14 protein-coding genes are annotated in these 14,702 nt (G+C 70.3%); 1 reads left to right on the top strand and 13 read right to left on the bottom strand.

Annotated features, from left to right (window positions below; all coding sequences use genetic code 11):
- Window positions 1-35: 35 nt before the first annotated feature.
- The 12 genes from ACFVSU_RS21435 to ACFVSU_RS21380 form a co-directional block, all read right to left on the bottom strand.
- The gene (locus tag ACFVSU_RS21435; protein ID WP_387147909.1) at window positions 36-923 is read right to left on the bottom strand and encodes a DUF559 domain-containing protein; all 888 of its coding nucleotides are present in this window, start codon (window positions 921-923) and stop codon (window positions 36-38) included.
- A 369-nt stretch (window positions 924-1,292) separates the two neighbouring features.
- Window positions 1,293-2,249, bottom strand: coding sequence for an SDR family oxidoreductase (locus ACFVSU_RS21430; RefSeq protein ID WP_387147906.1), 957 nt, complete (start codon window positions 2,247-2,249; stop codon window positions 1,293-1,295).
- Window positions 2,246-3,238, bottom strand: a complete 993-nt coding sequence (locus tag ACFVSU_RS21425; protein WP_387147903.1) for a bile acid:sodium symporter family protein — start codon at window positions 3,236-3,238, stop codon at window positions 2,246-2,248. The genes ACFVSU_RS21430 and ACFVSU_RS21425 overlap by 4 nt, the downstream gene beginning before the upstream one ends.
- A complete protein-coding gene (locus tag ACFVSU_RS21420) occupies window positions 3,235-4,605 on the bottom strand; it encodes a flavin-containing monooxygenase (RefSeq protein ID WP_387147900.1) in 1,371 nt (456 codons plus the stop codon). Before ACFVSU_RS21420 ends, ACFVSU_RS21425 begins: the two co-directional genes overlap by 4 nt.
- Window positions 4,606-4,718: 113 nt before the next feature.
- Window positions 4,719-5,447, bottom strand: a complete 729-nt coding sequence (locus tag ACFVSU_RS21415; protein ID WP_387147897.1) for a TSUP family transporter — start codon at window positions 5,445-5,447, stop codon at window positions 4,719-4,721.
- Between the two features lie 3 nt (window positions 5,448-5,450).
- The gene (locus tag ACFVSU_RS21410) at window positions 5,451-6,269 is read right to left on the bottom strand and encodes an alpha/beta hydrolase (RefSeq protein WP_387147894.1); all 819 of its coding nucleotides are present in this window, start codon (window positions 6,267-6,269) and stop codon (window positions 5,451-5,453) included.
- Between the two features lie 25 nt (window positions 6,270-6,294).
- On the bottom strand, window positions 6,295-7,458 hold the full coding sequence (locus tag ACFVSU_RS21405) for a mannitol-1-phosphate 5-dehydrogenase (RefSeq protein ID WP_387147891.1): 1,164 nt from the start codon (window positions 7,456-7,458) through the stop codon (window positions 6,295-6,297).
- The gene (locus ACFVSU_RS21400; RefSeq protein WP_056370616.1) at window positions 7,458-7,895 is read right to left on the bottom strand and encodes a PTS sugar transporter subunit IIA; all 438 of its coding nucleotides are present in this window, start codon (window positions 7,893-7,895) and stop codon (window positions 7,458-7,460) included. The genes ACFVSU_RS21405 and ACFVSU_RS21400 overlap by 1 nt, the downstream gene beginning before the upstream one ends.
- A gap of 150 nt (window positions 7,896-8,045) precedes the next feature.
- On the bottom strand, window positions 8,046-9,605 hold the full coding sequence (locus ACFVSU_RS21395; RefSeq protein WP_387147887.1) for a PTS mannitol transporter subunit IICB: 1,560 nt from the start codon (window positions 9,603-9,605) through the stop codon (window positions 8,046-8,048).
- Between the two features lie 45 nt (window positions 9,606-9,650).
- A complete protein-coding gene (gene ptsP, locus ACFVSU_RS21390) occupies window positions 9,651-11,306 on the bottom strand; it encodes a phosphoenolpyruvate--protein phosphotransferase (protein WP_387147884.1) in 1,656 nt (551 codons plus the stop codon).
- 3 nt (window positions 11,307-11,309) lie between these two features.
- The gene (locus ACFVSU_RS21385) at window positions 11,310-11,588 is read right to left on the bottom strand and encodes an HPr family phosphocarrier protein (protein ID WP_045300983.1); all 279 of its coding nucleotides are present in this window, start codon (window positions 11,586-11,588) and stop codon (window positions 11,310-11,312) included.
- 44 nt (window positions 11,589-11,632) lie between these two features.
- Window positions 11,633-11,986, bottom strand: coding sequence for a PTS sugar transporter subunit IIB (locus tag ACFVSU_RS21380; protein ID WP_387147881.1), 354 nt, complete (start codon window positions 11,984-11,986; stop codon window positions 11,633-11,635).
- A gap of 131 nt (window positions 11,987-12,117) precedes the next feature.
- Here ACFVSU_RS21380 and ACFVSU_RS21375 point away from each other — a divergent pair, with 131 nt between their 5' ends.
- The gene (locus tag ACFVSU_RS21375) at window positions 12,118-14,052 is read left to right on the top strand and encodes a BglG family transcription antiterminator (protein ID WP_387147878.1); all 1,935 of its coding nucleotides are present in this window, start codon (window positions 12,118-12,120) and stop codon (window positions 14,050-14,052) included.
- Window positions 14,053-14,112: 60 nt separating this feature from the next.
- On the opposite strand, the gene ACFVSU_RS21370 is transcribed toward ACFVSU_RS21375, so the two are convergent.
- Window positions 14,113-14,697 carry a GNAT family N-acetyltransferase gene (locus ACFVSU_RS21370; protein WP_387147875.1) on the bottom strand — a complete coding sequence of 195 codons (585 nt, stop codon included), beginning with the start codon at window positions 14,695-14,697 and terminating at the stop codon, window positions 14,113-14,115.
- Window positions 14,698-14,702: the final 5 nt, after the last annotated feature.

The following is a 14,702-nucleotide window of genomic DNA, read 5'->3' as shown; positions in this document are numbered from 1 at the left end:
GTTTCCTGGGTTCTGCGCCGATGTCGCGGGCACATTCAGCGCCGGGTTGCGGAAACTGAGGAGTTGGAGCCCCGTGCTCGTCGGCGCGGCCCGTGTCCGAGCACCTCAGCCAGCGCTTCGCGGACCTCGTCACGGTGGTGGAAGACGTCCTCCGCGATCACGCGCACGGTGGAGTAACCCACCCGGGCTGCAGCAAGATCCCGCCGCCGGTCGCGCTTCTGCGCCGCCCACCCGGAGTGATGCTCCTCGCTGTCGCATTCGATAATGAGCCAGCCGTCGACGACGAAGTCGACGCGCCCGACGCCTCGGATCGTGACCTGAAGCTGCACGTGGCAATCGAGTGTGCGAAGGATGAGGCGCATCAGGGTTTCGGAGCCCGACTCGCTGCGCGCGTCGATCAAACGCCGCAGCGCCTGGAATCGCTTCGGCAGTCGAGAGAAGACGCTGTCCAGTGCGTCCTCGTCGATCAGTCCCGCGTGCAGGGCACTGTCGAGCGTCGCGACGGCCTCACGCGGCCCCTGGCATCGCACGGCCTGGGCCAATGCCTCCGCCAGATCCGCCGTCAACGCGGCGGCCGGAGACTGCGAGCTCCGCCAGTGGCAGACCGCTCCGGCCAGGCGAGGGGGCAGTCTGCTGGCCCCGACATCCACCTGAAAGTGCAGGGGAGACGGGCTGAGGACGAACACTCCGAGGTGGCGCATGAGCGAGACGCAGTCGAGCCGGCCACCCATCCTCGCGACGGCGATCACGTCGGGATGCAGCTCGCTGTGGACATACCGCCCTCTGCGTACCCGGATGATCCGCTTGTCGCGCAGAGCGCGAGAGAGGTGACCGCGGGTGATGCCGCGACGGGCGAGCTCGTGGCGGCTGAGGAACGTGGCGCACATCAGCGGTGCGGGCGTGCGATCGACTGCGGTGAGCATGCGTGCCAGCGTGCCTGCTGACCGGCACCGACAGTTCGACCCCCGGGTCGCTCGGTGGACAGGCGGCGCGGACACCTGCCTGGGGAGGAGCCGCAACTCATCAACTCGGAGCGATCTCGGAGCGCCCCCGAGACGCCGACCGCCGAGGCTCGACGAATCTGAGGAGTTGGCGTCACCCGGCAACGCCTGCCGGCGGCGACGCCCGACATCCCAGGTTCACCCGGTCATCGATCGAGTCCCCCGGGGCGTGGGCGACAACTCCTCAGATCGCGCCCGTCCCGGGCGGCCGGGCACGTGTGGCGGCGGCAGGCGCCAGAAGTTTGAGGAGTTGCTGCTGATGGATGCCGTTGCCCGGGGCGCGGCGGCCGATCAGCGGCGGGCTACGTCGGGGTGTGACGCCAGGTACGCCTCGAAGGCCTCGGACGAGGTCTTCGAGGGGGTGAACCCGAACTCGTCCTTCAGCTTCGCGTTCGCGAGCACGGGGCGGTAGCGGAGGAAGCGCACCTGTTCCGGGCCGTGGACCGTGAGGCGTAGCATCCGTCCCATCCGCAGGCCGAAGCCCAGCAGCCCGGCCGGCACGGTCACGACGGGCTTGCCCAGGCGCCGGGCGATCTCGGGCACGGTCACGCGGCCGTCGCCCGCGACGTTGTAGATGCCGGGGGGGCCGTCGGTGGCGGCGCGCGCCATCGCGGCGGCGACGTCGTCGACCCACACGAAGACGAAGGGCGACTCCGAGCCGCGCACCTTGAGGAGGGCGGGCCCGTCCCAGAGCGCCGTGATCTGGTTCTGCACCGTCGGGCCCAGGATCGTGCCGATGCGGAACACGACCTGCTCGAGCTCGGGGTGGGCGTCGCGGTATCCGGCGAGCAGCTGCTCGACGAGGCGCTTGTGCTTCGAATACGGGAACTCGTCGTTGCCCCGCACGGGGTCGCTCTCGCGCAGCCACTCGGGGTTGTCGCCGTGATAGCCGTAGGCGGCGCCCGACGACGACACCACGATCCGCTTCACACCGGCCTCCACGCACGCCTCGAGCACGTGCCGCGAGCCGTCCACATCCACCCGGTACTCGAGACCGTGGTCGCGGCCAGGGTTGACGATCGCGGCGAGGTGCACGACGACGTCGATGCGGTGGCGACGCAGCAGCGGTACGAGGCCGTCGGGACGGGTGACGTCGCACTCGTCGTACACGACGCCGTCGACGGGATGCTGCGGCCGCCGCAGGTCGCCGGCCACGACCAGCTCGACATCCGGGCGGGAAACGAGCGCAGCGGCGACGTGCGAGCCGAGGAAGCCGGCGCCGCCGGTGACGAGGACGCGGCGGCTCATGCGACGGGCTCCGCGGGATCGACGGACCCCGTCGCGCCCTCCGCCGACGAGCGCAGCGCGTGACGGGACGCGTCGCCCTTGGTCGACCCCGTGCGCTTCTTGGTGTGCCGCGCCCAGAGGGCCGCGACGATGAGCCCCGCGATGATGTCCCAGATGCCCCACCAGCCGGCGACGATCGCCATGCCGCCGAGGCCGCCGAAGAACGCGAAGACGAGTCCGAGGCCCAGGCCCGCGTTGCGGATGCCGACCTCGAACGTCATCGCCTTGCGCTCGCGGGTGCCGAGGCCGCCGACGACCGCGGTGCTGTAGCCGATCGCCAGTGCGACAGCGTCGTGGATCGTCACGACGAGGATGATGACGCCGAGGAAGGCGACGAAGTAGGCCCAGTTGCCGACGAGTGCGGCGACGATGAAGCCGACGAGCGCGAGCAGCGAGAACCACTTCACGAACGGCTGCACGCGCTTCGCGAAGGTGGGGAAGCGGTGCCGGATGAACAGGCCCAGCGCGAACGGCAGACCGATGATGAGCAGGATGTCGCCGAGCATCGCCCACGCGTCGAGCGACACCGCCTCGAGCAGCGTGCGCGCCGTCGGGTGCAGCGAACCCCAGAACGCGATCGACAGCGGCAGCACGAGGATGTAGATGATGTTCGAGACCGCGGTCATCGACACCGAGAGCGCGACATTGCCGCCGGAGCGATGCGTCAGCACCTGCGAGATGTTCCCCGGCGGGCAGCAGGCGACGAGGATCATGCCGAGCGCCATGGACGGCGTCACCGGCAGGATCAGGGTCAGCCCGAACGTCACGGCGGGCAGCACGATGAGCTGCGCGAGGATCGCGATGACGAAGGGCTTCGGCTTGCGCGCGACGACCTTGAAGTCATCCAGCGTCGTGTCCAGCGCGATGCCGAACATGATCAGCCCAAGCACGACGTTGAGGATCACGAGCGTGCCCGGGTTGAAGTTGAGCACGACGTCGTCGGGGTTCACGCCGTCACCTCCCGGCGGGCGGCACCGCGCGCCCGTCGCGGGCCGCGGGATGCGGCATCCGTCTTCAGCGCCTGGGTGGCGGTGCGGACGGCGCCGCGGTAGGCGTCCTTGTTGACGTAGTACGACATGCGCTCGAGGCCGAGGTAGTTGTAGCCCCCGGTGAGGTCGGGCCACGGTTCGCCCGTCACGCGCGCCCGGAAGGCTGCCGCGCGGTCGGGGTGGCGTTGGAGTGCCGCCAGGTACGCGGCGATGAGCTCGGCCTGTTCGTACCGACCCTGCCAGCCGATTCCGGATGCCTCGATCATGCCCATCACGTACAGCCCGTTGAAGGACGGGGTGAAGGTGTTGAGGAAGAGGCGCGGCGCCATGCCCGACCAATCCAGCGCGGCGCGGTCGACGAACGGATAGTCGAGCTTGTAGCCGGTGGCGAGCATCACCGTGTCGTACTCGGCCGACGATCCGTCGCGGAAGTGCACGGTGCGTCCGTCGAAACGGTCGATGTCGGGCACGATCCGCAGGTCGCCCTGGCCCAGGTGGTTGAGGATGAGCGTGTTGACGATCGGGTGCGACTCGTAGATCTTGTAGTCGGGCTTGGGGAACCCGAACCGCACGGGGTCGCCGGTGAAGGCGCGCAGCACGCGCGTGTCCACGAACTGCTTGATGCGCGCCGGGAGCGGCTTGCCCTGGTTGAGGGTGTCGGAGGGCTTGCCGAACAGGTAGCGCGGCACGAAGTAGTAGCCGCGGCGCACGCTCATGTCGACGGATGTCGCGTGGTGCACGGCGTCGACCGCGATGTCGCAGCCGGAGTTGCCCGCGCCGATGATGAGCACCCGCTTGCCGGTGAGCTGGGTCGCGGACTTGTAGGCGCTGGTGTGGAGGAGCTCACCCGTGAACTCGCCACGGAACGCGGGGACGTTCGGCTCGGCGAGCGTGCCGTTCGCGAGGATCACCCCGTCGTAGCGCTGCTCGACCGGTGCGACACCTTCGTCTGTCGAAAGACCCTCGGCGCGCAGCATCCAGCCGCCGTCGTCCGTGGGCTCGAGCGAGGTGACCTTCATGTCGAAGCGGAATCGGGCGGTCAGCCCGAAGTGATCGGCGAAGTCGCGGAAGTACGTGATGAGCTCGCGGTGGCTCGGGTAGTCGGCCTTCGTGCGCATCGGGAACTCGGCGAACTCGGTCGTGGTGCGCGACGAGATGAGGTGTGCCGACTCGTACATCGTGGAGCGGGGGTTCTCGATGTCCCAGAGGCCGCCGACGCCGCGCGACGCCTCGAAGCCGTCGAACTCGATCCCGGCCCTCTGCAGCGCCCGAGCGGCGGAGAGGCCCGAAGGCCCGGCGCCGATGATGGCATAGCGGTGCGCGCTCATGCGTCCTTCATTCCGTCTCCACACGTCGTCGTGTCGTCGGCGCGACGGTGCCGACCCCAGTTTCGAGAGCAACCCTAAGCGTTAGTCGGAATTAACCGAAATCCCGCGTCGCCTCACACGAAGACTGCCAGGATGCCCCGCACCAGCACCACTGTCGCGCCGGCCCACGCGATGGCGAGCATCGCCACCCGGGCGATCCGCGGCGACACGTTGCGCGACAGGATCGTGCCGATCGCGATGCCCGCGATCGTGGCGACCACGAGAGTGCTCACGTCCTCGATGGGGGAGACGGGCAACCCTCGCAGCGCCACGGACGCGACGCCGAATGCCAGGAAGATGACCTGCACGCTGGCCGCGAAGCGGCGCTGCGGCCACTTGTCGCCGACCGCGTACGCGGCCAGTGCGGGGCCGGACAGACCGCTCGCGGCGTTCATGAAGCCGGCGGCCGATCCGGCGACGATCGCGCCAGTACGGCCGGACAGCGATGCCGAGAGCGCGGGAATATGACTCGCCACGAGCGCGAAGTACGCCATCGCGGCGATCAGCAGCAGCAGGGCGGCCTCGGGCAGCAGGTGCACCAGCAGCACGCCGAACGGCGAGGCAATGAGGCCCGGCCAGATGAGCCACCACGTGCGCCGCCACTCGACGTGCTTCCAGACGAACGGAACCGCTGTGCACGCAGCCACGAGGGCGAGCAGCACCGCGATCGTGACCCCCTCGACCGGTCCGTAGAGCAAGACGATCGGCCCGACGAGCACAAGCACGAAGCCGAGCCCGGTGATGCGCTGGATCACGGCCGCGACGAAGGCTGCGATCGCCGCGAGGACCAGCGTGAGCGCCACGGCTCAGCCCCGCGCGAGCGCGAAGGCTCCGACGAGCTCGGTGAGCTGGTCGCGCATGTCCTCGTCGGAGATCGTCGGGGTGTTGTCGCCGGCCTGCAGGCCGTAGTCGCCGAACGAGGAGTGGCTCGCACCCTCGATCTCGTGCATCTCGGCGTCCTCGGGCAGCAGGTGACGGGCGTCCGCGATCTTCTCGGGCGTCGAGAGGCCGTCCTCGCTGCCGGAGACGCTGATCACCGGCAGACCCGACTCCGACAGGTCGTTCGAGCAGTAGGAGCCGAACAGCGCCAGGCCGTCGGCATCCGACGCGAGCTGGCACGCCCGGACGCCTCCGAGCGAGTGCCCGCCCACCAGCCACGTGTCGACGTCGGGCGCGAGGCCGGTGAATGTCGACAGCGGCCGGACATCGAAGAACGCGAGGTTGAGCCACGGCTTGGTGATGACGACGGTGACGCCGTCCTCGGCGACGAGGCCCGAGACCTTGTACGCGTACGCCCACGGGTCGACCTTGGCCCCCGGGATGTACACCAGTCCCACGTCGGCGGACTCGCCGGCGGGGGAGAGCACGATGCCCGCGTCGGTGTCGGTGATCTCGATGCCGGGGTTGGCTTTCACCTCCGCGAGCGGATCCGCCTCGGCGCCCATGACGCCCACCTGGCTCCAGATGAGGATGCCGACGACCGCGAGCACGATGAGCGCCCCGATCGAGCCGAGGATCCACCACAGGACCCGCAGCCCACGTCGGCGGGGCTTTGTCGCCCGTGCGGACGGGGCGCCCGTCGCGGGGTCGGCGTCGGGTGCGGGGTCGGCGTCGCGTGCGTTCACCTCACGAGCGTAGCCCGGCGGGAATCTACCCTTTCGCGCTTCCGAGCTCCGCCTGCCGGGCCGCCACGATCGCCTCGACCTTCGGGAAGAGTGGATGCTGCGGCTCGAGGCCCGTGACCGACTCGGTGAAGGAGGCGGCATCCTGTTCCCGTAGCATCCGCTGCAGGTCCACCGACTGGGCGTCCTCGGTGTCGTCGAACGCGAGCGCCGCACCCATCGCCGCGACCAGGGCGTCGACCCCGAGCCCGCGTTCTGCGGCCTCGGCCGCCGGACCGACGAATCGCTCGTGCCGCGAGAGCTTGCGCAGCGGCTGCCGGCCGACGCGCCACACGGTGTCGGGGAGCGCCTTGTTGCGGAACCGGCCGAGGATCGTCGCGCGGTAGTCCGCCAGCGAGGCCGCGTCGAGCCCGTGCTTCGCTTCCAGCAGCGCCGACGTCTCTTCGAGCGCCGCCTCGACCCGCGACGCGATCGCCGGGTCGGCCAGTGCCCCGGCGATCCCCTCGACCCCGGCCTGCGCCCCGAAGTAGGCCGTGGCCGCGTGCCCGGTGTTGACTGTGAAGAGCTTCCGCTCGATGTAGGGCGCGAGGTCGTCGACGAAGTGCGCCCCCGGGATGTGGGGCGGGTCGTCGCCGAACGGCGGCCGCTCGATCGCCCATTCGAAGAACGGCTCGACCGTGACGTCGACGCCGGCGCCCTCCGGCTGGGCCGGCACGATGCGGTCGACCGCCGTATTGGCGAAGACGGCGCGGGCTGCGAGGGCATCCCATGCGTCGCCGGCGAGGGCCTTGATCTCGTCGCGCAGCAGGTCGGTGGCGTTGATCGCGTTCTCGCACGCCATGATCTGCAGCGGCGGGCTCGACGGGTCGCGCAGCGCCAGCCCTGCGACGATGTGCGGCGCGACGAACTTCAGGATCGTGGGTCCGACCGCCGTCGTGACGACGTTGGCTCCGGCGATCTCGTCGATGACCTTGTCGGGGTGCTCCGCGCTGTTGATGGCTGTGAAACCCGTCACCACCGTGTCGCGACCGCCCTCGCCCACCTCGTGCACCGTGTAGCGGGACACGTGGTTGATCGCGTCGACGAGCGGGGCGGCGACGTCCGAGAAGACGAGCTGATACCCGCCCTCGTGCAGGAGCAGCCCGACGAACCCTCGCCCGATGTTGCCGGCCCCGAAGTGGACGGCCTTCATCACACGCCCGCCGCCGACACCAGGCCGAACAGCTCCTCCGGCGTCTGCGCGGTCTTGAGGCGTTCGACCTCGTCCTCGTCCGAGAAGAGGATCGCGATCTGCGACAGGATCTCGAGGTGCTCGTCGCCCTTGCCAGCGATGCCGACCACGAAGGTCACGGGGTTGCCGTCCCAATCCACGCCGCCGTCGTAGCGCACGACCGACAGCGCCGACTCGAGGATCTCACCCTTGGTCTCGTTGGTGCCGTGGGGGATCGCGAGCTCGTTGCCCATGTACGTCGACACGGTCTGCTCGCGCTGGAGCATCGCGTCGTAGTAGGCGCCGGTGACCGCGCCCGCCGACTGGAGGATGTCGGCCGCCTCCCGCATCGCCTCGTCGCGTGTCGCGCTCCCGGAGTGGATGCGCACCTGCCCGATGCTCAGAACCTCGCGTGCCATGTTCTCGCCTTTCTCGTCGTTCGTCTCTGGTGTCGTCGGAGGAGATACGGATGCCGCGACCCGCCGCCCGTACCGAGCAGCGGGGCGCGGCCGTGCCGAGGGCGATGGGGCCGGGGGCTTCTCGCCCGCCCGGCCCCACCGCGGTCTCAGCTACGCAGTCCCATCCTCGTGCTGGGCGCGGACAAGGTCCACGACCTCGTCGTAGCGCGGCGAGTTCATGAAGTTGTCGACCGACACGTGGACCGAACCCGGCGTCTTCTGCCGCGCCCGATCGGTGAGCTGGTTCTGCGTGATCACGAGATCCGCCGACGCGTCCAGGGCCGCGATCGCCTTGTTGGTGACCGTGACGTCGTCGATGCCCGCCTTCTTGATCTTGTTGCGCAGCACGCTCGCGCCCATGGCCGACGAACCCATGCCCGCGTCGCACGCGAACACGATGTTCCTGATCTCGCGCTCGGTCATGGTGGCGGGCTCGATGCCGCCGTCCGCGCTCGTGGCAGCGCCGCTGCGCAGGCCGTCGAGCGCCGCCGACGTCTTGCCCTTGGCGGCCGCGGTCTGCGTGATCGCCGCGCCGAACGCGTCATCGGTCGCCGCCATCGCCTCGAGGTCGCGCTTGCGCGACGCCCGCAGGATGACCCACGAGATGAGGAACGTCACCGTGGCGGCGAGGACCACCGACAGGAGCACCGCGACGTAGGAGTTGTTCGCGACTTGGGCGATGACCGCGAAGATGCTGCCTGGTGCCGCAGGCGCTCTCAGCGCACCGCCGAGGAGCATGTTCGTCGTGACGCCGGTCATGCCGCCCGCGATCAGTGCGAGGATCAGCATCGGCTTCATGAGCGCGTACGGGAAGTACACCTCGTGGATGCCGCCGAAGAACTGGATCACCGCGGCGCCCGGGGCCGAGGCGCGCGCGGCGCCGATGCCGAAGAACGTGAACGCGAGGAGCAGACCCACACCGGGGCCGGGGTTGGCCTCGAGGAGGAACAGGATCGACGAACCGGTGTCGGCGGACTCCTGGATGCCCAGCGGCGTCAGCACGCCGTGGTTGATGGCGTTGTTCAGGAAGAACACCTTCGCCGGCTCGATGATGATGCTCGTCAGCGGCAGCAGGTTCATCGAGACGAGCCAGTCGACCGCGTTGCTGAGCACCTGCATGATGCCGTTGACGACCCACGCGATCGGGTAGAAACCGATGATCGCGAGTACGAAGCCCCAGATGCCCGCCGAGAACATGTTCACGAGCATCTCGAAGCCGGCCTTGATCTTGCCCTCCCAGAGGCTGTCGAGCCACCTCATGGAATAGGCGCAGATCGGGGCCATGATCATCGCTCCGATGAACATGTGCACCTGGCCGAGCTGGTTGTCGGCCGGCAGATCGGCGTTGATCTGCGCGATCAGATAGTCCGACCCCGCGATCGCGCCGAACGTGCCGATCGAGGCCACCACGCCGCCGCGCACGCCGTAGATGATGTTGCCGCCCGTGTAGGCGATGAGGATCGGCAGGAGGTAGTGGATGAAGGGCCCCACCAGCGTCGCGAGCGCCGGGACCGGGGTCCAGCCGACCGCGATGAAGAACGCGGTGAAGATGCCCCACGCGATGAGCGCGGGGATGTTCGGCATGATCATGCCGGACAGGAACGTGCCGAAGCGCTGGACTCCGACCCGCGCCTTGCTGGTGCCCGAGGCGGGCACTGACGCCGTTGTCATTTTGCTGTCTCCCTTGTGTGTGGGTGTCCGGGTCGCCGGGGCGACCTATCGGGTGGCCGCCTGCTGGGCTGCGGACCGGGCGGCTGCCGCGTCATTGGCGGCGAGTGCGGCCGTGGCGATGTCGCGCGCCTGGGCGATGGTGTGCTGGAGAAGGGTGGCGCGCACGTCGGCGAGGGCCGTGGGTGCCATGGACAGGCTCGTGGCGCCCAGGCCGACGAGCACGACGGCGAGCAGGGGATCTGCCGCCGCCTCACCGCAGATGCCGACCGGCTTGCCGTTCGCGCGGCCGGCGTCGCCGACCTCGCGGATCAGGCGCAGCACCGCCGGGTGCCACGGATCCTGGAACGACGCGACCGATCCGAGGAGCCGGTCTGCGGCGAGCGTGTACTGCGTGAGGTCGTTGGTGCCGATGGAGGCGAAGTCCGCGTCCACCAGGATGCGGTCGGCGAGAAGCGCGGACGAGGGCACCTCGACCATGACGCCGGCGGTCTTGATGCCGTAGTCGCGGGCGAGGGCGGTGAAGTACTCCGTCTCCTCGACGGTGGCGATCATCGGCGCCATGACCCACAGGTCGGCGTCGGTGGCGGCATCCGCTTCGGCGAGGGCCGTGAGTTGTTCGCGCAGGATGTCCTCGCTGGCGCGGAGGGCACGGATGCCTCGGAGCCCGAGCGCGGGGTTCTCCTCGTGCGCGTCGTTCAGGAACGCGAGCGGCTTGTCGGCGCCGGCGTCGAGCACGCGCACGACGACCTTCTTGCCCGGGAACGCGGAGAGGAGCTTGGTGTACGACTCGCGCTGCTGCTCGACGGTGGGTGCCTGGTTGGAGCTCAGGAACAGGAACTCGGTGCGGAACAGTCCCACGCCCTCGGCGCCCAGCGCGACCGCGTCGGCGGCGCCCTCCGGGTTGCCGAGGTTCGCCAGCAGCGGGATCGCGGTGCCGTCCGCGAGGGCGCCGTCGGTGATGGGAGCGGATGCTGCGGACGCACGTGCGTCCGCGCGGTTCTGCGCCCGCTCGAGCTCGTCGGCGGTCGGGTCGGTCGTCACGACGCCGGCGGCGGCATCCACGATCACCGTCTCGCCGTCGCGCAGTCCCGTCGCCGAGGTTGCGCCCACGATCGCGACGATCGACTTCTCGCGCGCGAGGATCGCGGTGTGAGAGGTCGGGCCGCCCTCGGTGGTCACGAGGGCCAGCACCTTGGTGAGGTCGAGGAGCGCGGTGTCGGCCGGTGCGAGGTCCTTGGCGACGAGCACGAACGGATGCCCGGGATCCGGCACGCCGGGGGCCGGCACCCCGCGCAGCCGGGCGATCACGCGCTGCGCGACGTCGTCGAGGTCGGCGGCGCGCTCGCCGAGGTAGCCGCCCATCGCCGTGAGCTGATCGCGGAACGACGCGAACGCGTCGTACACCGCGAACTCACCGGTCTTGCCCTGCGCGAGCCGCGCGCCGATCTCGTCGGCGAGGGTCGGGTCCTCGGCCATCATGGCCTGCGCCTCGAGCACCTCCTGCGCGGCGCCGCCCGCCTGCGCCCCGCGGGCCTCGAGCTCGCGCGCGACAGCGGCGACGGCATCCGTCACGCGCGCCTTCTCCTCGTCGGCACTGATCGTGCTCGGCGCGTCCGACGGAGCCGGCGCGGGCTCCGCCATTCGCGCGACGGGTCCCTGGGCGACGCCCAGTCCGATTCCCACACCCCGGAGTTCGGTCATGGTTCAGGCCTCCGCGTCGTGGTCGGTGGTGAGCAGTTCCGCGAGCGTGTCGAGCGTCGACTCCGCCCCGTCGCCGTCTGCCGTGAGGGTCACGTAGTCGCCCTGCTCGATGCCGAGGGCGATCACGCCGAGGATGCTCGCCGCGTTGACGGGGCTTCCCGCGTCCTTGGCGATGGTGATCGGGATGCCGGCATCCTTCGCCGCCTGCGCGAACAGCTTCGCCGGACGCGCGTGCAGACCGTGCGCCGATCCGATCCGGACGGTGCGGGAGATGGGTGGCATGTCGTGACCTCTCTGTCTGTTCCTGGTTCGTCGCGGGGTGAAGTTCAGTCCTGGGGTGGCGGCACCGCATCCGCGGCCGGGAGCGGCCCCCCGGGGCTCCCGATCGCGGCGCGGACCAGCGCGAGTGTCCGCGTGCCGTCCCGGTCTCCGAAGATGTCGGGCGGCAGCAGCACCACCGTCGTGCCTCTCGCGGCGGCATCCCGTTCTATGCGCTCGAGCGCATGGACCAGGTGCGGACCGACGAGGACGACGTCGGCGGCATCGAGATCGATCGGAAGCGACTGCTCGGTGCCGGCGAAGGCGGAATAGTCGAGTCCCTCTGCGTGAGCCGCGTGACGCACACGCTGAGCGACGAAGGTGCTCGAGGCACCCGCTCCGCAGACCACCAGGATCCTCATCGATCCGCCTCCTCTTCTGGCCATTCTTGTGAGAACGCTGGGAGCGGCACAACCACTCCTTCTTCCGCGGGGGCGGAAACGCGGAAGCGGCCGACGGCCTCGGGCGCCGGTGCGCGTGGTTGACTGGGCCTGTGACCCGAGCCCGGCAAGATCGTGTGCTCGGACTGCTCCTGCGCGACGGCGACTGGGTCACCGCATCCGCTCTCGCCGATGCGCTGGGCGTGACGCCGCGCAGCATCCGCTCCTACGTCACTGCCGCGAACGCGCGGGTGGCGCCGGGCGTCGCGGTCGAGTCCGGGCCGCAGGGCTACCGCGCCGGATCCGACGCCGCGGCGGCACTCCGGGCGGGCGGCGACACGGGCACACCGCGCGATCGGCTGCACACGTTGGTGCGTGCACTGCTCGACGCCCCGGAGGGCATCGACGTGTTCGAGACCGCCGACGCGCTCCATGTCTCGCCGGCCACCCTCGACGCCGACCTTGCCCGCGTCCGCGGACTCCTCGGCGGAACCGAGCTCACCCTCGAGCGCTCCGCGTCCCGCGCCCGGCTGCGCGGCACCGAGGGCGCGCAGCGACGCCTGCTGAGCAGGCTCGCCCACGACGAGATGGATGCCGGATCCTTCGACCTCGCCGCCCTCCGCCGCACGCTCGGCGAGGGATCGGTCGGCGCCCAGGCGTTCGGCCCGTTCAAGACCGAGCTCGTCGCGCGCCTCGGCGAACTGGGCTGGTTCGTCAACGAGTTCGGCATCGCCGACGTCGTCATGCACATCGCGATCGCCGCAGACCGCACGTCGCGCGACCGCCCGCTCGATGCGGCCGGCGGCAGCGCGGCGGAGCGGCCGACTCAGAGCCAGGTCGCCGAGATCATCGCGGAGCTGTCCGAGCGGCACCTCGGCGTGCGGCTCGGCAGTGCCGATCTGCAGCACCTCGCGACGCTGGTGCTGACGCGTGTCGTCGCGCCCGACGGGCATGAGGACGCCGCATCCGGGACCGCTCCGTCGTCACTCGATCCCGAGGTCGAGGCCGTGGTCCGCGAGGTCGTGACGGCGGCCGCCGACGAGTTCCTCGTCGACATCGCGCACGACGACTTCGTGGCGCGGCTCGCGCTGCACGTGCAGAACCTGCTGCACCGCGCCCGCGAGCAGGCTTGGTCGCGCAACCCTCTGACGCGGTCGCTCAAGTCGACGTACCCCATGATCTTCGAGGTCGCGGTGTTCATCGCGAGCAGGCTGCAGCAGCGGCTCGGCATCCCGCTGCCCGACGACGAGATCGCCTACATCGCGATGCATGTCGGGGGCCGGCTCGAACGCAGCCGTCGCGCGGACCAGCTCCTCACCGCGACGATCGTGTGCCCCGGCTACTACGACCTGCACGAGCTGCTGCGCTCCAGCGTCGACCGCTCGCTCGGGCAGGCGATCGAGGTCGTCGGCGTCGAGACCCGCGTCGATCCCGACTGGGCCTCGATCGACACCGACCTCGTCCTGACGACGATCGACCCGCCGACGACGAACGACCGGATCGTGCGCATCCAGCCGTTCCTCACCGACGCCGACGTCGAACGCGTGCAGGCCGCGGCGGGGAGGATCCGGCGCTCGCGCCGCCTCGCGCGGCTGCGCGCCGAGCTGGAGCGCTACTTCGAGCCGTCCGCGTTCCTCCGCGGCCTCGACGAGGCTGCCGGCGAGGAGGGCGTGATCCGAGGGCTGGGCGCCCTGCTCCAGGTCCGCGGGGTGATCGACGCCGAGTACGTCGAGCGCACGATCGAGCGCGAGCGCCTGTCATCGACCGCGTTCACCGACGCCCTGGCGGTGCCGCACGCGCTCGAGATGACGGCATCCCGCACCGCCATCGCCATCGGCATCGCCGACCCGTCGATCCCGTGGGGCGACGGGCGCGTGCAGGTCGTGGCGCTGGTGGCGTTCTCCGAGACCGACCGCGAGGCCTTCCAGACCGTGTTCGAGCAGTTCGTCGAGGTGTTCAGTGAGCGCGACAGCGTGCAGCGCCTCGTCCGCCGGGGCACCGACTTCAACGCCTTCCTCGACGAGCTCGTCGCCGTCATCGACGGCTGAGCCCGTCGAAGCCTGAGCCTGCCGCACCCGTCTTCGGGAACGGATGCTGCGCCCGCAGCGTCAGCCGCGGGCGAGGCGCTCGGTGAGGTCGAGGCGGACGGCGGGCCACTCGGTCGGGAGGATCGAGAAGACCACGGTGTCGCGTAGGGTGCCGTCGGGGCCGAGGCGGTGGTTGCGGAGCACGCCGTCCTGTTTGGCGCCGAGGCGCGCGATCGCGGCGCGGGACTGGCGGTTGTGCCAGTGCGTGCGGAACTCCACCGCGATGGCGTCGCACCGATCGAACGCGTGGGCGAGCAGCAGCAGCTTCGAGGCGGTGTTCACGGCCGTGCGCTGGGCCTCGAGTCCGATCCACGTGTGCCCGATCTCGACGTGCCGGTTGGCCTGGTCGATGTTGCAGAACGTGGTCGTGCCGATCACTCGCCCGGTATCGAGCCGACGCACCGCCCACGGGTTCATGTGACCCTCGTCGCGCCACGCCAGCCGCTGCGCGATGTCGGCCGCGATGCCCTCCGGCCGCGGCACCGAGGTGTACCAGGTGTGCTCCAGCCCCACGGCTGCGGCTGCGAGGTCGGCCTCGTGCTCGGGGGAGAGGGGTTCCAGTCGCACATGCGCGTTCTCGAGGGTGACCGGCGAGGTGAGGAGCATGTTCC

Source organism: Microbacterium sp. NPDC058062 (assembly GCF_042885375.1).
GTDB lineage: Bacteria > Actinomycetota > Actinomycetes > Actinomycetales > Microbacteriaceae > Microbacterium > Microbacterium trichothecenolyticum_C.
The sequence above is the reverse complement of the archived record's forward strand: the minus strand, read 5'-3'. Positions and strand labels throughout refer to the sequence as shown.